Source organism: Sorangium sp. So ce1014, from assembly GCF_051521505.1.
GTDB lineage: Bacteria > Myxococcota_A > Polyangia > Polyangiales > Polyangiaceae > Sorangium.
Genome location: NZ_CP150356.1, coordinates 8,548,004 through 8,568,806 on the forward strand (window position 1 = coordinate 8,548,004; position 20,803 = coordinate 8,568,806).

The following is a 20,803-nucleotide window of genomic DNA, read 5'->3' on the forward strand; positions in this document are numbered from 1 at the left end:
AGGCCAAGATGATGACGCGAAGATGGTTATGGGCGCTCGTTCCGGTCGTTGCGAGCGCGTGCGGAGATGCGGGCGGAGATGCGGGCGAGCTGGTGATACAGAGCGAGCATGCCCTCGCGGCCGCCAAGCCGACGCTGTTTCGCTACCGCGCGCTCGGCGCGGCGGGCTCGGAGATGCGGTATGCCGCCGAGCTGCCGCAGGATGACGGGACGACGATCCTGCTCCGCCTGGAGGGGTGCCTCGAAGAGCGCGTCGTGCGCGAGCTCCTCGGCGTGAGGCGGAGCGCGATCGCCGAGAGGACCGACGTCGTCATCGACGCGACGGCGCCGATGATCGCGTGTCCGGATCGGATCGCCGCGGATGCGAATGTCTACGCGGAGCCGAGGACGCAGGGCCTGTCGCGCCTCGAGTACCGGCTCGATGGCGAGCCCCCCGCGAGCGGGCCCGGGCGCTATCTCGTCATCCCCAACCGCTGCGGGGGGCTGATGAAGCACCTCGGGATCGCCGAGCGCGCGCGGCGCGCGCCCGCCCCTCCTCTGGGGAGCCCCGGCTGGACGCCCGAGCCGGGCGCCACGCCGATCCAGCTCTCGTGCGCGAACGAGCGCGCGGCCGAGCCCTACGACGGCTGGGAGGTTCACTCGGCCTGGTTGCCGAGCGTGGAGTTCCGGTGGATGGTGCTCGTCAAGAAGGGGAATACGTCGTTCTTCGTCGAGTCGCTCGACGGACAGCCCTACAACGACCTCACCGACGCCGGGCGCGCCAAGGCGCTCGGCGACCTCCGGAAGCTCCTTGCCGTGCCGAGCTCGTGGGAGTCGACGAACGTCGTCCCGGAAGACGAAGAGATCCGGCCCGACATGCCGTTCTTCGACGTGTGCCTGTCGCTGTGTGGCGCGGCGGACTGGGTCCCGGCGCACAAGGTCCTGAGGGACGGCTATCTCGAGTGCGAGAGCGGCTCGCTCGATCCGAGCACGGGCGGGTGCTTGGACGCGGAGCGAAAGGGCTATACGGACCGCCTCGAGCTCAACGGGACGACGAGCCGGCGCGCGCCGCTCGGCGGCGTCGTCCTGGATCTGCCCATCTGCACCGCGGGCGAGACCTGGGAGCGCCATTTCGGCCTCGCGGGCCACGACGGCGGCGGGACGTGGCTGGCGCGGCTCATCGCAGCCTACAACGCCGGCAAGAGCGGGGACACGGCGCCGCCGCTGGTCTCGCTTCCATGCCTCGTGCCGGACCGCACGTGCTCGGTCACGCTCCGCGAGGGCGCAGACCTGTCGACCACGACCGTCGCCACCCTGACGCGGAACTGCGCCGTGGACGCCGAGGCCCTGGAGGTCCGCGTGGGCAAGCGCGCCACGTTGAGCCGGCCGCCGTTCACCCTGGACGCGGCGGCGCTCCCCGCGAGGATGCGCAGGGTGCGCATGGTCGGCGAGCCGGAGGGCTCGATCATCAGCGTGGCGCAACCGACCTGCGGCTTCGGATCGAGCACGGCGTGCACCGAAGCGCAGCCGGCCGTCCAGGTGCAGGGGGATCTGACGATCGATCTCGAGCATCTCCGGCTCGTGTCGCGCGCCCCCACCGGGAGCACCGCGGGCCCGCCGGCGCCGCTCGCGCGCGTGGCCGTGCAGGCGACGGGCAGCCCTGCGCGAGGGCTCGTCCTGCGGGTCCGCGACGTGGTCATCGGCGGCGACACCGCGCCGGTGTTCTACAAAGGCATCGTGTTCTCGGGAGGCACGCTCGCGCTCCACAGCTCGAGCGTGCGCGCCTTCACCGATGGGGTGTCGGCCGACCGGGCACGCGTATCCATTGTTTCGTGGCCGGTCGCCGGGGCCCATACCATCGAGTCGCTCGCCCAGCCTGGGCTCACGGCGGATGACCTCGTGGATCTCCGGGGGGAGTGGATCGGGGGCTCGGTCTCGAACTTCCGCGCGCTGACGCTCAGCGCCGATGTGCAGGCGTTCGTCGTCGGGATGCACGTGTCAGGGCCCATGGCGGTGGCGTGGAGCGACGACCGCGCGACGTGGACCGAGGATGGGCTCCTCGCGGTCGACAGCACGTTCACGAGCGCTCCCGGCTACTTCGATCGTGAGTCGGTCATGCTCTCGGTGGCGGGCAGAGGCCAGCTCAACTTCGTGAACACCCAGGTCGTCAACTTCGGACACGTGCTCCGCTGTCCCTCGCGGCTCTCGGGAGGGACGGCGAGGATCACCTTCGACAGGCCGGAGTTCGACGAGATCACGTATGGCCTGAGGCAGGGCGCCTGCACCTTTGAATCGGCGACGCTGTGGGATCCCACGGGCGAATAAGGCGAGAAGGACCATGACGAAGAGAAAGAGAATCGTCGCCGCGGCCGCGGCGGTGGGGATCGTGTCGCTCGCGCTGTCGCTCGCGTACGTCGTGCTGCGCCGCGCCGAGATCGATCGAGGGGTCGATCTCGAGCTCGCGCAGTCGGTGAGCGCTGACTTCGGGGCGCGCGTCGAGGACCTCCTCCAGCCTTACCTGAAGGGGCAGCCGGGCGTGCGCGTGCGCGTGACCTACAGGCCCCTCGCGGCAGAGGAGAGCTTCGCGGGGGCCCGCGGCGCGCACCTCGTCCTGCGTCCTTTCGAGCCCGCGGAGGCGGGCGCCGTCGCACCGCTCTTCGCCGCGGACTATGCGGTGCTCGCGTACGACCGCAGCCGCGTCGCCGAGCCGCCGGCGAGCTTTCCGGATCTCGTGGCGCAGGCGCTCTCGATGAAGGCGAAGGGGGAGGTGGCGTATGGCCTCGCGCTCCCCGAGGAGGCCTATCACCTGCTCCCGTTCTTCTCGGACGTCTTCTGGCCTGAGGCGCCGTCCCAGGCAGCAGAGACGATCGCGCAGGACGCCTTCGCGCTCCTCGGTGATCTGCGCTTCACGTACGGCCTCTCGCCTCACGCGTGCGCGTCGGGCTGCGCGGCGCGCTTGCTCGTGGAGGGGCAGGCGCCGTTCGCGATCCTCGGCGAGTGGCGGATCCCCGAGCTCCGGCGCGCGCTCGGCGAGCGCCTCGGCGTGGCGCCGCTGCCGTCGCTCGCGCGCGGGGGGCCGCCGCTCAGGGGCGTGCGGCGCACGTACGGCGTGCAGCGCGCGCCGGCGCTGAAGGATCGCGAGGCGAGCGCGGCGGTCGGCATCATCGCCTATCTCCGCGGCGACGGGCAGAAGCGCGTCTTCGCCGCCCTCGGGAAGGTGCCGCTGTCGGAGCCGCCGGGCGGGGCCGAGGGCGGCGCGGACGCCAGGGCGCCCGAGCAGGTGGAGCAGGAGAGCGCGCTGCGCGCACCCGCGGTCTCGATGGATCGGGCGAGCGTGCGCGCCGCGGAGACGGCCCTCGCTCCCCTCTGGGCGGAGTTTGCCGATGGGCGCATCGGCGCGGAGGGCGCCGCGCGGGCGCTCGTCGAGAAGGTCTTGGCGGTTACTCGTTGAAAGGAGTGAATTGGCGATGAAGCGAAGAAGTTTATGGCCTGGCGGCTTAGCATTCGTGCTGATCGCGTGCGGAGGTAACCTACCAGAGGACGACGTGACGAGCTCCGGGGAGGAGCTCTCGAGCCAGCCGTCGTCGACGGCCCCATCGCCCAGCGATCTGTCGGCGCTGGGGGCGCGACCGGCGCTCGGCGTCACGGTCTCGCCGGATCGCGGTGAGCTCTCGGCGAGCCTTCCGTTTCCCGCCTTGCCGTCACGCGCATCCTCCAGAGTGGGGGTCGCGCTGTCGTATGGGGCCGTGGCCGCCGACCTCTCGCAGGGGTTTGGCGTGGGGTTCAGCCTGAGCGTGCCGTCGATCCAGATGACGACCGACTGGGGCGTGCCCTACCGTGCTCGCCTGAGCAACTCGCAGGATGTGACGGCACGCCTGTCGCTGGGCGCCGAGCGTCTGATCTGGGAGAAGACGGAGACGGTGAGCGGCAAGACGAGGATCGGATACCGGCTCGACGCCTCGGAGACGACCGTCCGGCTCTACCGGTATCCGCAAGGCGGGGCCGTGGCGATGCGCGACGCGTCGGGCGCGCTGCAGAGCGTGGCGTTCACCGGGTTCGAGGTGGTGTATCCGGACGGCCGGCGGGAGATCTACAGCGAGGACGCGAGCGTCGCGGAGGGGGTGGCGGGCGCATCATCTTTCTCCCCGACGCGGTGGCCGCTCGTGCACGCCATCTCGCCGACGGGCGACGCGGTGTCGTACGAGTACACGAAGGCGGGCGAGCGCTCGTACCTCAGGAGCGTGCGGTTCGCCGGGGGACGCTCGGTGTATACGCTGGAGTCGGTGCCGCGGACCGAAGGGCGGGTGAGCCACTTGATCGGTTACCCGCAGGGGCCGGGGCAGCTTTACACGAAGCTGACGGCGAGCTTCGACGGCGAGCCGATGTACACGTGGTGCTTCGTGCACGCGGTGCACGGCGAGGGCGGCCCGGAGATCGTGACGCACGCCGATTGTCAGGCGCTGGCGAGCGAAGACTTCGAGTCGGACCGGCAGCGCACCGCGGCCGCCCTCAGCAGTGAGAGCAAGCTGCTGGGGGTGTACCGGTTCGGGCGCAGCGAAGCGCCGTTCGATCGGCCGACGCCGGCCGAGCCGCTGATCCGGTTCCGCTACACGGCGTGGGCAGCCGACGACCTCTCCGGCCACGAGCTGGTCTATGACATGGACGTGCCGGACGTCTCCGGCTTCGGTCCGAGCGGCGGCTCGGAGCTGATGGACATCAACTCGGATGGCCTCGCGGACATCGTGCGGTATTCGGCGCGCGAGGCGACCAGCGTGCCGTCGTACAACAGCGGTGATCTCGCCGAGGCGAGCCTGTTCACGACCCGCGGCGCGCCGCTCACGGTGGAGCGGACCGTCGGCGGGGTGTCGCGGAGCGACGTTCCGCGGTTCGACGCAGCGGCGCAGGCGACGGGCGTGTTCCTCCCCGGCGACTTCGACGGCGACGGTCGAACGGACCTCGTACAGGCGACGGCGTCGGGCACGCGAACGGAGCTCGCGCACCATGCGGGCCGTGGGGACCGGACGCGACCGTTCGCCGCGGCGCCGAGCTCGACGTTGGTCGATGTCGAGCTCTCGCGGTTCGCGCGCGGCCGGACGCAGGCCGTCGACCTGAACGCCGACGGCAAGGCGGACCTGTTGACGACGGTGGCCGGGTCGACGGACAGCACCTGGACGGCGTTCATCAACGTGACGGAGCCGGGCGCCGCCGCGCTGTCGTTCAAGCCGCTCGTGGGGTTGACCTTCCCGTACCGGCAGGGAGCGGGGACGGAGCTCGACAACCCGGCCTATCGCTTCCTGGACGCAAACGGCGATGGACTGACCGACTTTGCGGTGATCCGGTCGAGCGGAGCCGGAGAGAAGGGCATCTGTGTCTACGAGAACCAGGGCAAGGTGGCGGCGTATCCGGCAGGCTCATCCTCGGCGGCGAAGCTCGCGACCGGATCGCTCCTGTTCGGGGACCCGAGCGCGAACGACCCGGTGTGCGCGCAGGGCCGCTTCGTGTCGGTCCCTGGGCTCTCGGCGAGCCAGAACATCAACGCGATGTGGCTGATCGACGTCAACGGCGACGGGGACATGGACCTGGTCAACGTGACGGCGGCGGCCAACGAGCTCGGCGTGTGGCTCGGACAAGGGGAGAAGGGCTTCGCCGCCGAGCGGCGGATGCCGCTGGACGAAGGGGTGTCCGTCGATCCGGAGAACAAGTGGAACACCCGGGTCCTGGACATCGACGCCGACGGCATGCAGGAGATCCTCGTCTACGAGCCGAACGCGGGCGGAGGCCGGATCAAGGTCATCGACTTCAACCGAGACGGGGTGAAGAACCTGATCGGCCCTGACCTCTTGTCGGAGGCGGAGGAGGGCCCGGGGCTCAGGCACGCGGTGCAGTACGCGACGAGCACGGATGAGTTGATCCGCGACGCCCGCCGCTTCGGCCGGGACGACGCGCGGGTGCGGGCGCTGCCGTATCCGGTGACGGTCGTGAAGCGGCAGCTGACGGCGGTGGGGGCAGAGCCGCCGCGGGTGCAGGAGTTTCAGTACCACGCGCCCTACTTCAACGAGCGAGAGCGCAACTTCGCGGGCTTCGGTAAGTGCGAGGAGCTCGATGTGGGCGACGACAGCTCGGCCAGCGTCGTTCGCCGGCGCGCTTACCAGGTCTCCTCGGCGGCTGCGCAAGTGAGGCGGTTCTTCGCCGGCAAGCTGCGCACCGAGGAGTCGTTCCACCCGCGGCTCTCGGGCGCGCAGGCCGCGCGGATCGCGGCGAGCGCGGGCATGTGGCCGAGCGGCATCGAGGGGGTGTCGCACACGGCGGAGACCTGGAGCGAGCAGCCCTACGAGGTCGAGGCGCTGCTCGCGGTGCACGAGGAGAAATGGGCCCTGGTGCCACCGGCGCCCGGGCCGAAGACGCCGGCGTTTCTGCAGCAGGCGAGCCTGCGGGACGCGCATTGCGGCGGGGCGGGCTGCCCGCCCGCGTGCGCCGCGGGGCCGTGCGCGGAGGCGGCGACCGTGACGCAGACCTTCACGTACGACACGACCTACAACCGGCTCGTCCGCCAGGAGGAGTCGGCGTCCGCGGTCGCCGGGCCGAACGGGACGGAGGTGCCGGCGCGGCGTCACGTGAACACCTTCGCGTACGACGCGGGCTGGGAGGCGCGCGGCGTGCTCACGGCGCGACGGGAAATCGCGCTGCTCTCGGGGTCGTCGGGGCGGGTGCTGGACAAGACGTCCTACGAGTATGGAGCCGACCATCCGCTGCCGGTCCGCTCGACCCAGCCCCTCCTCATCGAGGCGGAGGCGCTCGCCGCATTGCCCGCCGCGGTGCGGGCGCCGCTGGAGGCGCCGCGCACGCAGGTGAAGGCGTACCGCTACGACGCGTTCGGCAACGCGGTGGAGAGCTCGGATGCGCACGGGCTCCTGAGCACGAACATCTATGACCCGACCGGCGTCTTCCTGCTCGAGACGCGGAACGCGCTCGGTCACGCGACGCAGTATTGCTACGGCACGACGGGCTGCGCGCTGACGACGCTCGCCCCGCAGGCCGAGGGCGTCGTCCCGGCGCGGAGCATCTTCCCCACACATCACCGGACGCCGCAGGGCGACGTGACGCTCAACGAGTATGACGCTCGCCATCGTGTCGTGCGCGTGGCGCGCTCCAGCGGCGCAGAGAGCCGCTACGCTCACCGCGACGCCGGCGCGCAAACCCCCGCGCTGGTCCGCATCGTCGTGAAAGGCGCGGAGGCGGGGCGCCCCCCCGTCGAGCGCCTCGCCGCCTTCCGCGCTGACGGCCTCGTCCTCGGCGAGGCGGTGGCGCACGAGGCGGGGGGCGCACGCATCGTCTCGTTCACCCGCCACGGGCGCCGCGGCGAGCTGACCTTCGACGCGCTCCCTTACTCCAGCGAAATGTCCGTTGGCGAGGCGTTCGACGCGGGTCGCTTCCCTTCGCCGCCCGAGGGCGCGGCGCGCGGGGAGACCTCGGTCTACGACGGGCTCGGGCGCCGAACGACCCGCACGGACGCGACGGGTCTGGTGACGCGCGTCGCCATGGAGCCCTGGGGCCGACAGATCGAGCGGGACCTCGGCGCAGGGCACGGAGCGGGCCGCGAGACGCGGCGCGAGGTCGCGCGCAACAACGAGATCTACGCGATCGTCGACGAGCTCGGGCACGGGCATCGTTACGAGCGGGACGAGCGCGGGCGTCTGCGCGCCATCGTGCTCGCGGGCTCCGGGGCGCCGCGCCGCGTGGCCTACGACTCGGCCGGGAGCGTCGTGATGACGTCGCTCCCCGGCGGCCTCACGCGGCTGTGGATCCGTGACGCGCGCGGGCGCGTGACCGATCAGCGCACCTGGGACCGCGCGTCCAGGGTCTCGGAGAGCATCGCGACGACCTATGACGCGCTCGATCGCCCGATCTCTGTCTTCACGTCGTCGTCGTCGCGCCCGGATGGCTGGGACGAGATCGAGCTCACCTACGACGGTCGCGACGGGGATGAGGCGCGCCCCGAGCTCATCGGGCGCCTCGGCGAGGCGACGATCCTGGATCGCGTGGACGGGCACCGCGTGCATGAGGCCTTCGCCTACGACCGCGATGGTCAGCTCACGGGCCGGCGGGTGACCTTCGAAGCCGAGGACGCGCGCCGCGAGTACGAAGAGCGGTTCACGTACGACCTCGACGGGACGCTTGCCTCGTACCGTGATCCGTTTGGCAGTGAGTTCACCTTCGAGCGCACTCCATCGGGGGCTCCTTCGTCGATCGCGTGGTCCGCTGGCGGGCGCGCGGCCGTTCCGCTCCTCGCGGACATCACGTACAACGCGCGCGGCGATCTCGCGAGCTACCGTATCCCGCAAGCGCGGCTTCACCGGCAGCTCGGCTATGACGCGGGCTCGGGGCAGCTCGTGCAGCTCAAGGCGTGCGCGGGCGAGGCGTCGTGCGCGAGCGGAGCGCTCCAGGATATCACCTACGACCGTCGCGCGGACGGGCGCATCATCGCCGCGCGAGACGCATCGGATGTCGCGTCGTATGAGTACAGCGCGCGAGGCGAGCTCACCGGGGCTGTCGTGGCAGGCGCGGCGCACACCTACAAGTATACGCCGTCCGGCCAGGTCGACGCCCTGGGCGAGGCGGCGGAGGCGCGCCCGTTCAGCGTCGATGTCGCGGGCGGCGGGCTGCCGCTTCCGGAGGGGAGCCCTGGCGAAGTGGACGAGTTCGGGCGCCTCGCCGCGTTCGGGTCGTTCCGCCGCGCCGAGTACGACCCCTGGGGGCGGCTCCGTCGCGTCGAGGTCGACGGCGGGGCCATCGTTTACGGCTATGAAGTCGCCGGCGATCGGGTCTCGAGGCGCTCGCTCCGCCGCGAGGGAGAGCGCGAGATCCCGGAGTCGCTCGTCGTCTATCCCACGCAGACGACACGCGACGATGGGGTGGAGCGCCAGAGCCTCGTGCGCCTCGACAAGCGGCGCGTCGCGCTCGTCGTCAACGAGGCGCGCGTGCTCGCGCTCGTCGACGATCAGCTCGGGGCCGTGCGGCGCGTGGTCGACGAGCGTGGCGAGATGGTCCTCTCGGCCGACCCGACGCCGTTCGGGACGCTCGCGCAGGGTATCCGTGACGCGTCATCGGGGCTTGCCAGCACCGAGATGGTCCTTGGCTTCACCGGCCAGCTGCGCGACCCTGACACGGGGCTCGTGCACATGGGCGCACGCGAGTATGTCTCGACGCTGGCGAGCTTCGCGACCCCCGATCCGTATGCGCTCATGCGACCGGAGTTCTGCGTGGACCGCCTGCTGGAGTGCCACCCGTACACGTACGTGGGGCACGATCCGGTCAACTTCACCGATGAAGCCGGTCTCATGGGCAATGGAGAGAGCAGCCAACACCGCTCGTCGCGCCACCACCGGTCGCACCACCGCCAGCACGGCCAGTCGTCGACGAATCACCAGCAGACGGAGGGGACGTCGCACTCCGGGTCGGGGGCGGCTTCTTCGAGCACGACCTCGCACGCTCCATCGAATGGGTGGAACTCCCAGATCCGCGCAGAGCTCGATCGACAACTGTCAGTTCTGGCGGTCGACGGAAACTATGCCTCTGCCGTGAGACAGGTGAATCAATTGCTCGACACGCTCCACCCGTATGGTGTCTCCGACAGGCCGGCTGCGCTGCTTGCTCGGGAAACGCAAACCAATCCCGACTTCCGTAGTCGCCTGTACAACACAACGACGCTGGGCGCGCACGTCCAAGCACAGCACGCAGAGGTGGAGATATTCCGCTCAGAGATTCAAAACTTCGATACGGTGTCTCGCAGCATAGCGAGCGTCGATCCGCGTATCCGAGGGTGGCTGTCTTACGCATTCGCGCAGCGCCTCCCCGAGCCGAATGTCGACTCGAGCAATCCGTTCGAGTGAGCGCATCACGCGCCTGGGTCGTATCGCCAGGGGGGAGCCGAGAGCTCCCCCCTGCCCCGGGTCCGGCGCGCCGCATCGCGCGATTCGTACGACCGGTACCGGTGCTGGTCCTTTTGACATCAATACCGCTCGCAGGTCCTCGTCGTAGGCGGTGATGCCAGCGTGAGCACGACGGCGGATCGGGTCACTCGGACGCGCCTGTCAGAAGGGTCAAGTCCGATGCATCGGATCCGCCTCGTGCTTTCCTGCCCCTCATGCCGAGCGCGTGCCGGGGGCACACCTCGATGGATGACGCACGATGAAACGAAGAATCTTGTGGTCTCTTGGCCTCCCCTTCGCGCTGGCCGCATGCGGGGGCAACGTTCCCGGGGACGACGTCACGAGCTCCGAGGAGGAGCTGTCGCGCCAGGCGTCGTCAGCGGGCGGGTCGCCCAGCGATGTCTCGGCGCTTGGGCCGCAGCTCGGGCTCGGCGTCACGGTCTCGCCGGATCGCGGTGAGCTCTCGGCGAGCCTCTCGTTTCCGGTGCTGCCGAGGCGCGTATCCTCCGATGCGGGGGTGGCGCTGTCGTATGCGCAAGCGCCCGCCGACCTCTCGCAAGGGTTCGGCGTGGGGTTCAGCCTGAGCGTGCCCTCGATCCAGATGACGACGGACCTGGGGGTGCCGTACCGGGGCCGCGAGGCGGACACGCAGGATGTGACGGCGCGCCTGTCGCTGGGCGCCGAGCGTCTGGTCTGGGTGAAGAAGGAGACGGTGAGCGGCAAGACGAAAATCGAATACCGGCTCGACGCCGCGGAGACGACCGTCCGGCTCTACCGGTATCCGCAAGGCGGGACCGTGGCGATGCGCGATGCGTCGGGCGCGCTGCAGAGCGTGGCGTTCACCGGATTCGAGGTGGTGTATCCGGACGGCCGGCGGGAGATCTACAGCGAGGACGCGAGCGTCGCGGAGGGGGTGGCGGTCGCGCAGGGGTTCTTCCCGACGCGGTGGCCGCTCATCCGCGCCATCTCGCCGACGGGCGACGCGGTGTCGTACGAGTACACGAAGGAAGGCGAGCGCTCGTACCTCAGGAGCGTGCGGTTCGCCGGGGGACGCTCGGTGTACACGCTGGAGTCGGTGCCGCGGACCGAAGGACGGGTGAGCCATCTGATGGGCTATCCGCAGGGGCCGGGGCAGCTTTACACGAAGCTGACGGCGAGCTTCGACGGCGAGCCGATGTACACGTGGTGCTTCGTGCACGCGGTGCACGGCGAGGGCGGCCCGGAGGTGGTGACGCACGCGGATTGTCAGGCGCTGGCGAGCGAAGACTTCGAGTCGGACTGGCAGCGCACGGCGGCCGCCCTCAGCAGCGAGAGCAAGCTGCTGGGCGTGTACCGGTTCGGGCGCAGCGAAGCGCCGTTCGATCGGCCGACGCCGGCCGAGCCGCTGATCCGGTTCCGCTACACGGCGTGGGCAGCCGACGACCTCTCCGGCCACGAGCTGGTCTATGACATGGACGTGCCGGACGTCTCCGGCTTCGGTCCGAGCGGCGGCTCGGAGCTGATGGACATCAACTCGGATGGCCTCGCGGACATCGTGCGGTATTCGGCGCGCGAGGCGACCAGCGTGCCGTCGTACAACAGCGGTGATCTCGCCGAGGCGAGCCTGTTCACGACCAGCGGCGCGCCGCTCACGGTGGAGCGGACCGTCGGCGGGGTGTCGCGGAGCGACGTTCCGCGGTTCGACGCAGCGGCGCAGGCGACGGGCGTGTTCCTCCCCGGCGACTTCGACGGCGACGGTCGAACGGACCTCGTGCAGGCGACGGCGTCGGGCACGCGAACGGAGCTCGCGCACCATGCGGGCCGTGGGGACCGGACGCGACCGTTCGCCGCGGCGCCGAGCTCGACGTTGGTCGATGTCGAGCTCTCGCGGTTCGCGCGCGGCCGGACGCAGGCCGTCGACCTGAACGCCGACGGCAAGGCGGACCTGTTGACGACGGTGGCCGGGTCGACGGACAGCACGTGGACGGCGTTCATCAACGTGACGCAGCCGAGCGCCAGCGCGTTGTCGTTCAAGGCGCTGAAGGAGCTGACCTTCCCGTACCGGCAAGGGGCGGGGACGGAGCTCGACAACCCGGCCTATCGCTTCCTGGACGCAAACGGCGACGGGCTGATCGACCTTGCGGTGATCCGGTCGAGCGGAGCCGGAGAGAAGGGCATCTGCGTCTACGAGAACCAGGGGAAGGTGACCGCGTACGCAGCAGGCTCGTCGTCGGTGGCGAAGCTCGCGACCGGATCGCTCTTGTTCGGGGACCCGAGCGCGAACGATCCGGTGTGCGCGCAGGGCCGCTTCGTGTCGGTCCCTGGGCTCTCGGCGAGCCAGAACATCAACGCGATGTGGCTGATCGACGTCAACGGCGACGGGGACATGGACCTGGTCAACGTGACGGCGGCGGCCAACGAGCTCGGCGTGTGGCTCGGACGAGGGGAGGAGGGCTTCGCCGCCGAGCGGCGGGTGCCGCTGGACGAAGGGGTGTCCGTCGATCCGGAGAACAAGTGGAACACCCGGGTCCTGGACATCGACGCCGACGGCGCGGAGGAGATCCTCGTCTATGAGCCGAACGCGGGCGGAGGCCGGATCAAGGTCATCGATTTCAACCGAGACGGGGTGAAGAACCTGATCGGCCCTGACCTCTTGTCGGAGGCGGAGGAGGGCCCTGGGCTCAGACACGCGGTGCAGTACGCGACGAGCACGGATGAGTTGATCCGCGACGCCCGCCGCTTCGGCCGGGACGACGCGCGGGTGCGGGCGCTGCCGTATCCGGTGACGGTCGTGAAGCGGCAGCTGACGGCGGTGGGGGCAGAGCCGCCGCGGGCGCAGCAGTTTCAGTACCACGCGCCCTACTTCAACGAGCGAGAGCGCAACTTCGCGGGCTTCGGGCAATGCGAGGAGCTCGATGTGGGCGACGACAGCTCGGCGAGCGTCGTTCGCCGGCGCGCTTACCAGGTCTCCTCGGCGGCTGCGCAAGTGAGGCGGTTCTTCGCCGGCAAGCTGCGCACCGAGGAGGTCTTTCACCCGCGGCTCTCGGGCGCGCAGGCCGCGCGGATCGCGGCGGGCGCGGGCATGTGGCCGAGCGGCATCGAGGGGGTGTCGCACACGGCGGAGACCTGGAGCGAGGAGCCCTACGAGGTCGAGGCGCTGCTCGGGGTGCGCGAGGAGACCTGGACCCTGGTGCCACCGGCGCCCGGGCCGAAGACGCCGGTATTCTTGCGGCGGACGAGCGCGCGGGACACGCAGTGCAGCGGGGCGGGCTGCCCGCCCGCGTGCGCCGCGGGGCCGTGCGCGGAGGCGGCGACCGTGACGCAGACCTTCACGTACGACACGACCTACAACCGGCTCGTCCGCCAGGAGGACTCGGCGCCCGCGCTCGCCGGGCCGAGCGGGACGGAGGTACCGGCGCGGCGCTACGTGAGCACCTTCGCGTACGACGCGGGCTGGGAGGCGCGCGGCGTGCTCACGGCGGTGCGGGAGCAGTCGCTGCTCGCGGGGCCGTCGGGGCGGGTGCTGGGGAGGACATCCTATGAATATGGCCCTGACGTTCCGCTGCCGATCCGCACGACCCAGCCTCTCCTCGTCGACGCAGAGGCGCTCGCCGCACTGCCCGCCGCGGTGCGTGCGCCGCTGGAGGCGCCGCGCGCGCGAGTGCAGGTCGCCCGGTACGACGTCTTCGGCAATGTGGTGGAGACCTCGGACGCGCTCGGGCCCCTGGACACGAGCGTCTACGACGCGACCGGCGTCATGCTGGTCGAGACGCGGAATGCCCTCGGCCACGCCACGCACACCTGCTACGGCACGGCGGGATGCGCGCTGACGACGCTCGCCCCGCAGGCCGAGGGGGTCGTCCCGGCGCGGAGCTTACTGCCCACGCATGTCCGGACGCCGCAGGGCGACGTGGAGCTCACCGAGCGCGACGCCCTCCATCGCCCTGTACGCGTGGCGCGCTCCAGCGGTGCGGAGGCGAGGTATTCGTACCGGGACGCGCGCGACAAGGGCCCCGCGCTCCTTCGCCTCGCGGAGCGGCGCGCAGCGGCGGCGGCAGACGGCGCGCTCGTGGAGCGCCTCGTCGCTTTCCGCGCCGACGGCCTCGTCCTCGGCGAGGCGGTGGCGCACGAGGCGGGGGGCGAACGCATCGTCTCGTTCGCCCGCCACGGGCGCCGCGGCGACCGCGTCTTCGAAGCGCTCCCGTATTCCAGCGAGGTGGGCATCGGCACGGCCTTTGACGAGGGGCGCTTTCCCTCGCCGCCCGAGGGCGCGGCGCGCGGGACGAGCACCGTCTACGACGGGCTCGGGCGCGTCGTGGCCAGCACCGACGCGGCGCGCCTCGTCACGCGCATCGCCCACGAGCCGTGGGGCCAGCGCGTCGAGAGGGACCTCGGCGCAGGACAGGGAGCAGCGGTCGAGACGCGCCTCACGATCGCGCGCGAGGGGGACGAGGTCCACGCGATCGTCGACGAGCTCGGACAGGTGCATCGCTACGAGCGGGACGAGCGCGGGGGCCTGCGCGCGATCGTGCTCGCGGGCTCCGCGGCGCCGCGCCGCGTGGCCTACGACTCGGCTGGCGACATCGCGATGACGTCGCTGCCGGGCGGCATCACGCGGATGTGGATCCGCGACGCGCGCGGGCGCGTGATCGAGCAGCGCACCTGGGATCGCGCGTTCACGGCCTCGGAGAGCATCGAGGCGACCTACGACGCGCTCGACCGCACAAGCACCCTGTTCGCGTCGTCCTCCTCGCGCCCGGAGGGCTGGGATGAGATCGAGCTCGCCTACGACGCGCGCGACGGCGAACCGCAAGAGCCCGCGCTCGTGGGACGCCTCGTCGGCGCGACGGTGATCGATCGCGTGGGCGGGCACCGCCTGTACACGGCGTTCGAGTACGGGCGCGACGGTCGCGTCACGGGCCGGCGCACGACCTTCGAGGCCGACGATACGCGCCGCGCCTACGACGAGCGGCTCTCGTACGGCCTCGACGGCACGCTCGCCTCGTACCGCGATCCGTTCGGCAACACGCTCGAGTTCGCGCGCACCCCGGGTGGCGCCCCCTCGTCGATCGCGTGGTCGGCCGGCGGGCGCGCGGCCGTCCCGCTCCTCGCGGACATCGCTTATGACGCCCGCGGCGAGCTCGCGGGCTACCGCGTCCCGTCCGCCCGCCTGCACCGTCAAGTCGGCCATGACCCGAGCTCGGGGCAGCTCACGCATCTCGGCGCGTGCGCGGGCGACGGCCCGGCTCCGTGCGATCGAGGGGCCCTGCAGGACGTGACCTTCGACCGCCGCGCGGACGGGCGCATCGTCGCGGCGCGGGACGCCGCCCCCCGCGCCGGCGACGTCGGCGGCCACGCTCCTCGCGTCACCTCGTACACGTACAGCGCGCGCGGTGAGCTCCTCGGGGCGGTCGCCCCAGGCGTGGCCCACACCTACGGGTACACGCCGTCCGGCCAGGTCGACGCGTTCGGCGAGGGGACGGAGGCGCACCCCTTCGTCGGTGAGGCAGGGCGCGACGTGCTGCCGCTGCCGGACGGGGGCCATGGCGAGCTGGACGAGCTCGGGCGGCTCGTCTCCTTCGGGCCGTTCCGCCGCGCCGCGTACGACCCCTGGGGGCGGCTCAGGCGCGTCGAGGTCGACGGCGGGGCCGTCGTTTACGGGTACGACGCGTTCGGCGAGCGGATCTCCAGGCGCGCGCTCCGTCGCGAAGGGGACCGCGAAGTCCCAGCGTCGCTCGTCGTGTACCCCACGCGGACCACGCGCGACGACGGGGTGGAGCGCCAGAGCCTCGTGCGCCTCGAGGATCGGCGCGTCGCCCTCCTCGTGAACGAGACGCGCGTCTTCGGGCTCGTCGACGACCAGCTCGGGGTGGTGCGGCGCGTGGTCGACGAGCGCGGCGAGGCGGTCCTCTCGGCCGATCCGACGCCGTTTGGCGCGCTCGCTCAGGGCATCGAGGACAGGTCGTCCGGGCTCGACAGCACCGAGATGGTGTTCGGGTTCACGGGGCAGCTGCGCGATCCCGACACGGGGCTCGTGCACATGGGGGCGCGCGAGTACGTCCCGTCGCTCGCGAGCTTCGCGACGCCGGACCCGTACGCGCTCGTGGAGCCCGAGCTCTGCGTGACGCGCTTGCTCGAGTGCCATGCGTACGCCTACGCGGCGCACGACCCCCTGACCTTCATCGACGAGTCGGGCCTCGCGAAGAGCTCGCCGACCAGCTCATCGGCGGTGGCGCGGCGCCAGACCCTGAGCAAACCCATGCGAGCGCCCCGCGGGCCCAGCAAGGTGGGCTCATTCCTGAGGAGATGGCTCCACAACTACATCCAGCACGCGATTTTCGAGCTCAAGCACGGCGCCGAACCTACGAATTGGCCAATGAACGGGCCGGAGGCTGCGATGGATCGCACCACCGAGGCTGGCGCATCGTCGACGCAAGCGCGGCTCCAGTTGTCGACGCAGGCGCGGCCTCAGCGGAACCTGAGTGAGACCAGGGAGAGGAGCGCCCGCGCGACTTCCGGCCCGTTGCGTTGGGTCGAGCGGACGTTGCGCGTCGCGAGGAGGTTCGCGTCGCTCGGGCAGCGCAATCAAGGGGCCAGAGACGCGTCGCTCGGCGCCAGCGTCGATCCGCGACCGAACGGCCGCCGGAGCTGGGACGCCATTCTCAGGGCCGCCACCAGCACGAACGGCGAATAGCTGGGTTCTTCATGGCGGCCGAGGTCGCTATCGAGGGGGCCCGTGCCGCGCAGCGTGGGTGCCGGCGTTCCCATCGACAGCGGCGCTGGCGAGCGCGAGCTCGCTGGCGCCCGGCCGTGCGGGCCGGCCTCGGGCCGTGCGACGGATCGCGGACCCCGCTCCCCACGACACGCCCTGGAGGGTGGTCGCGGCACGCCCCCTGGAAAAGCGACGCCATATCAACAGCTTACACACAGATCGAAGTGTCCGCCTCCACGCCACAGCCTGCGGGAGCTCGTCCAAAGGCGCGCGAGGAGCCTGGCGCCTCGGTGGATCGAACTCCGCTCTTTCTGGCGGTTTCAATTCGCCTGTCGCCCCGGGCGGTCCTCGTAGGAGAACGCAGCGCGGATCCTACCGTATAGCCGCACCCTACTGGCGTGCTTCCCGGGAAGGGTTTTCGCTGGGACTTGAGCGCGGCCTGATTGCAGGGTGACAAGACAGCGCGAGCGGTTGACGCGACGGCAGGCCCTGGGTCGGTTCATTGACAGCGGCGCCAGGGGATCAGCCCATCCATATAGTTAAACTCGACGGACGCTCTTCCCGTGCCACCGACCGTGGCGCGGAGTTGCACGTTGACCGTAGCCGAGGTGGCACCACACGGGGCGCTGCCCGCTTGTCCCCCGGCAGGCATAGAGAGCAGCTCGAACACCCCTTCGACGTCCGTGTCGATGTTCTCAAACGTCTTGGAGACGCTGGCCGTGCCGGCCAGTGATTGGCTTGCTTGAACCGTGACGACAGCTGCGTCTTCGGTATACACGTCACCAAACACATCCAAGGACGGCGCATCGAACGTGTAGCCCGCTGGAAACGTATAGGTGACCTCGACGTCACAAGCGACGTCGTATGTGCCAAAGTCGTCGCGGCCCCCGCGAGCGTCATCGAACGTGAGTGCGTATTCCGTGTTGATAGCCCCGACCTGCGTATTCATAGTTCCGCAGCCGGAGGCAGTTGCCTTGATCGAGACCTGGCTCGGGTCAGGCACGTCGCCGTCGTCGAGGGCGGCCGGCTGGCTCTCCACTATCTCGACTTCGTCGGAGGTGTCGGCGCACGCGACGCACAGGGAGGAGCAAAGCAGCATCGCAAGACACGACCGAACATGACGGTTTAAAAGCTCGTTGGCAAGTTGAAATCGTCTCATAACGTCCTCTCATGGTGACCGGACAAGCCGGCGCGACATGCAGCTCTGAGCTATCGATTCGTGCGACACACGTCGCCCGCAGACCGTAGGAGATTGTCACGCACGAGTTACCCCCGGAGGGGCCGCGCGGCGTCGCTTCAGTCCGTGACCAGAGGCCCGATGCGGTCGGCGAACGGCCACCCCTGGCTCTCGTCGGTGTGGATCTGCCAGTCGAACGCCCCGCGGAGCGTCGGGTGGTTGCCCTCGACCTCGTTCCACGTGGGGATCGCCTCGTCGATCGACATGTAGTGCTCCGCGTCCCAGATCCCGAAGCCCACGACGACGTGCGTGGGACCGAGCAGCCGGACCCACTGGTCCACGTTGTCCACGATGTAGGACTGCTGGTCGAGGTCGGGACCGTCGTAGTACTGCGGGGCGGCGTAGTCCATGGCGCCGGCGTCCACCATCACCTTGCAGAAATCCTTGTCGCGCTGGTTCCAGGGCGCCGGAGGCGCGGTGATGATGAAGCCGGGGAAGCGCCGCTTCAGCTCCAGGCTGATCCAGATCATCTCCTCGGTGTCGGGGTTCTGGTTGGCCTCGAAGGTGTTCCAGTCGATCCCGTCGAACCCACCCAGATCGTTGTAGATGCCGACCACGCTGTCGACGAACGTCTGCGACTTCCCGCGGTCCGGGAAGCTCATTCCCTGGCCGGCGCCGCCGATGGACAGGATGATCCTGCGATCCTGGGTCGTCCGGGCGTACTGGATGTCCTCCTTGAGGTGCGTCGCCGCTCCCATGCCGTCGCCCGGCGGCGTCCAGGTGACGGCGCCGGTGGTGCCGGGCTGCCCTCCCACGGGATGCGCGGCGAAGAGGTAGATGAGGTTGTAATTGCTGTTGATGTCGCGGATGCGGACGGGCGACGGCGTCCAGTTGGGGTAGTAGCCGGCGACGACCTTCGCGGGGAGCGCGCCGACCGCGCCGGGCTCGGGGGTGTCAGTGCAGCCGGGGTGCGGGTCCCAGAAGTACGTGCTGACCGTCGGGATATAGCCGGGATTGCCGTGCTCGGCGATGTAGGCCGATCCCTGGTAATTCACAATGGTACCCTCCTCGTACCATTGCCCTTCCTGCCATTCCGGAGAGCCAGCGCACACGGCAGATTCGTTGTGCCCTACATCGGCCTCGCCCTGCGACGACCCGGAATCGAAACATCCGATTCCGCCCGCGGCGATGGCGACAAGGAGAAAAGACATTCTGGCAGCAGTGAAGATAGAATTATGCAGCATGGTAGAACCCTTTCGCACATCGGCCCAGAGCACACAGGACAGCTCGCCTCCCGGATCCGGGCAGCTCATGGACTTGATGGCGCGACGGGGACCAGCCCTTCAGATTATTTGATCAGGGCGTGTTCAGCCCGTTCGCTTGTCCGCCGCGTGATGATGCGGTTACGAACGGGTTAACCATGTACCGAGGCGTGGTATTTCCTGCCGCGACGAAATCATCCGTGGTCGCGGGACCACGGATTTACCTGGGTGACGCGGTGTTGACGCTGGAGGTACGAAGCGCGGCGGTCGCCGGGGTGGCGTGCCGATGAGCGGCCTTGGCGCAGCGCTTCCGGCAGCTCCTTGAGCACGCAGGGCGCGATCTCGGGATCGCAGGTGACCTGCTCCTCGAGATCGGGGTTGATCCCGGACCCGGTGAGCCTGCCGGCCGCGATGTCTGCCTGCGGGTCGCAGAGGCCCGGGTCCGTCACGATCTCCTCCGAGCCTTCCATGGCCGGCGCGTACCGCGACGTAGCACCAAGCGGAAGGCATCCTACCGTATGGCTGTACACTACTGGGCTGAAGCTATCGACGGAGGGGCTGTCGACCACCACGTCGGGGATGTGCCACAACGCATTGCCGTTATGCTGGGTGAACTGGTCGCTGGTCACGCCGCTGTCGCCGGCATCGCGCCGTGGCGCCGCCTCTTCGATCACGCGCTGGGACACCCCGCCCTCGCGCACATCAAGGGTGAAGCTTTCTCGTCGGTGCGCCCTCGAGCGCATCCCGGTGCACGTGCACGCGCTCCGACGTTACGCTCCCTGACCGAGGACCCTCGTTCAGCGGAAGGCGAAGCGGTCGACCGTGATCTTGTAGCTGAGCTGTTCGCCGCGCTCGATTCGGCCACCGAGCGATATGTTGTGCTCCTCGCCGCTCGTCGCCACGTACTTCGCGTCGGCCGCCACGAACGTGCACGCACCCTCGATCGGCTGCGGGCGCTCGAAGAGGCAGCCGTAGCCGTCCTCGGCGACGGGGCGACAGATGCGGGTGTCGATCTTCAGCGCCTCGACCTCCTCGCGCGAAAACAGGCGCTCCTCGTAGGTGATCTTCATGGGCTCCTCGCAGCGAACGTAGATGGGCAGGTACTGGTGCTGCGCGTCCCGGTACACGACGCCGTCTTCGATCTCCTCGCGCGTGCCCGCGGCCACGTCCAGATAGCCCTTCAGGCGGACCGGCGCCTCGACCGCGGCGGGGAGACCCTCGGCGGGCATCGCCTCGGCGTGCGGGTGATCGCCGGCGTAGACGAGGACGTTGAGGAAGCGTTGCCGCGCACCGTCCCCGGCGGGGTCGAAGATCTCGCTGACCGCGTCGCATCGTGCGGCCTGCTCGGCGGAGCGGCTCTCCATGTTGCCCCCGCTCGACTCGAACCCGAGCTCGTAGACGCCCACGCTCGCTCCCCAGGCATTGTCGTTCTTGGACGCGGCCAGGCCGGCGGCGTCGTTGTCTGGGGCGATCCAGAGGTTGTTGGTGGTGAGCGCGGGGACGTGCGTCAGCGAGCGAACGAGGGAGCCGTTGTCGCCGCAGCCGCGCCCGATCTGTTCATAGGTGGTGTCTACCTCCGCCGGAGTCGACGGGGTTGCCGGCGCCGCGGTGGGCTCGGCGATCGTGTCGCCGTCCGATCCGCCGCAGCCCGCGACGAAGATGAAAGGAGCCCCCACGAGAACCAGCGAACGAAAGCAGTGACTCATGACGGCGGTGGGAAGCAAAGCTCGTACCTCCCCGATCCATGCGAATTTTCCGCCTAAATC

The 20,803-nt window shown here is 70.1% G+C and carries 8 protein-coding genes; 4 read left to right on the plus strand and 4 right to left on the minus strand.

The window, feature by feature from the left end; translation table 11 throughout:
- The first annotated feature begins 8 nt into the window (after positions 1-8).
- From WME75_RS32325 to WME75_RS32340, 4 genes are all read left to right on the plus strand, one after another.
- Positions 9-2,303 carry a hypothetical protein gene (locus WME75_RS32325; RefSeq protein WP_437479064.1) on the plus strand — a complete coding sequence of 765 codons (2,295 nt, stop codon included), beginning with the start codon at positions 9-11 and terminating at the stop codon, positions 2,301-2,303.
- A gap of 13 nt (positions 2,304-2,316) precedes the next feature.
- The gene (locus tag WME75_RS32330; RefSeq protein ID WP_437479065.1) at positions 2,317-3,429 is read left to right on the plus strand and encodes a hypothetical protein; all 1,113 of its coding nucleotides are present in this window, start codon (positions 2,317-2,319) and stop codon (positions 3,427-3,429) included.
- A 16-nt stretch (positions 3,430-3,445) separates the two neighbouring features.
- Positions 3,446-9,868 carry a toxin TcdB middle/N-terminal domain-containing protein gene (locus WME75_RS32335; protein ID WP_437479066.1) on the plus strand — a complete coding sequence of 2,141 codons (6,423 nt, stop codon included), beginning with the start codon at positions 3,446-3,448 and terminating at the stop codon, positions 9,866-9,868.
- Positions 9,869-10,166: 298 nt separating this feature from the next.
- A complete protein-coding gene (locus tag WME75_RS32340; protein WP_437479067.1) occupies positions 10,167-16,580 on the plus strand; it encodes a toxin TcdB middle/N-terminal domain-containing protein in 6,414 nt (2,137 codons plus the stop codon).
- A 517-nt stretch (positions 16,581-17,097) separates the two neighbouring features.
- Here the strand turns inward: WME75_RS32340 and WME75_RS32345 are convergent.
- The 4 genes from WME75_RS32345 to WME75_RS32360 all read right to left on the minus strand — a co-directional run bounded on the left by WME75_RS32345 (position 17,098) and on the right by WME75_RS32360 (position 20,713).
- Positions 17,098-17,757 (minus strand): DUF4360 domain-containing protein, encoded by a 660-nt coding sequence (locus WME75_RS32345; RefSeq protein WP_437479068.1) that lies wholly within the window; start codon positions 17,755-17,757, stop codon positions 17,098-17,100.
- Between the two features lie 137 nt (positions 17,758-17,894).
- A complete protein-coding gene (locus tag WME75_RS32350) occupies positions 17,895-18,830 on the minus strand; it encodes a glycosyl hydrolase family 18 protein (protein WP_437479069.1) in 936 nt (311 codons plus the stop codon).
- 401 nt (positions 18,831-19,231) lie between these two features.
- A complete protein-coding gene (locus WME75_RS32355; RefSeq protein ID WP_437479070.1) occupies positions 19,232-19,711 on the minus strand; it encodes a hypothetical protein in 480 nt (159 codons plus the stop codon).
- A gap of 123 nt (positions 19,712-19,834) precedes the next feature.
- Positions 19,835-20,713 (minus strand): hypothetical protein, encoded by an 879-nt coding sequence (locus tag WME75_RS32360; RefSeq protein WP_437479071.1) that lies wholly within the window; start codon positions 20,711-20,713, stop codon positions 19,835-19,837.
- Positions 20,714-20,803: the final 90 nt, after the last annotated feature.

Bases quoted from the DNA above. Each gene is read 5' to 3' on its own strand.
- WME75_RS32325 (WP_437479064.1), top strand. From the start codon at position 9: ATGATGACGCGAAGATGGTTATGGGCGCTCGTTCCGGTCGTTGCGAGC.
- WME75_RS32330 (WP_437479065.1), top strand. From the start codon at position 2,317: ATGACGAAGAGAAAGAGAATCGTCGCCGCGGCCGCGGCGGTGGGGATC.
- WME75_RS32335 (WP_437479066.1), top strand. From the start codon at position 3,446: ATGAAGCGAAGAAGTTTATGGCCTGGCGGCTTAGCATTCGTGCTGATC.
- WME75_RS32340 (WP_437479067.1), top strand. From the start codon at position 10,167: ATGAAACGAAGAATCTTGTGGTCTCTTGGCCTCCCCTTCGCGCTGGCC.
- WME75_RS32345 (WP_437479068.1), bottom strand. From the start codon at position 17,757: ATGAGACGATTTCAACTTGCCAACGAGCTTTTAAACCGTCATGTTCGG.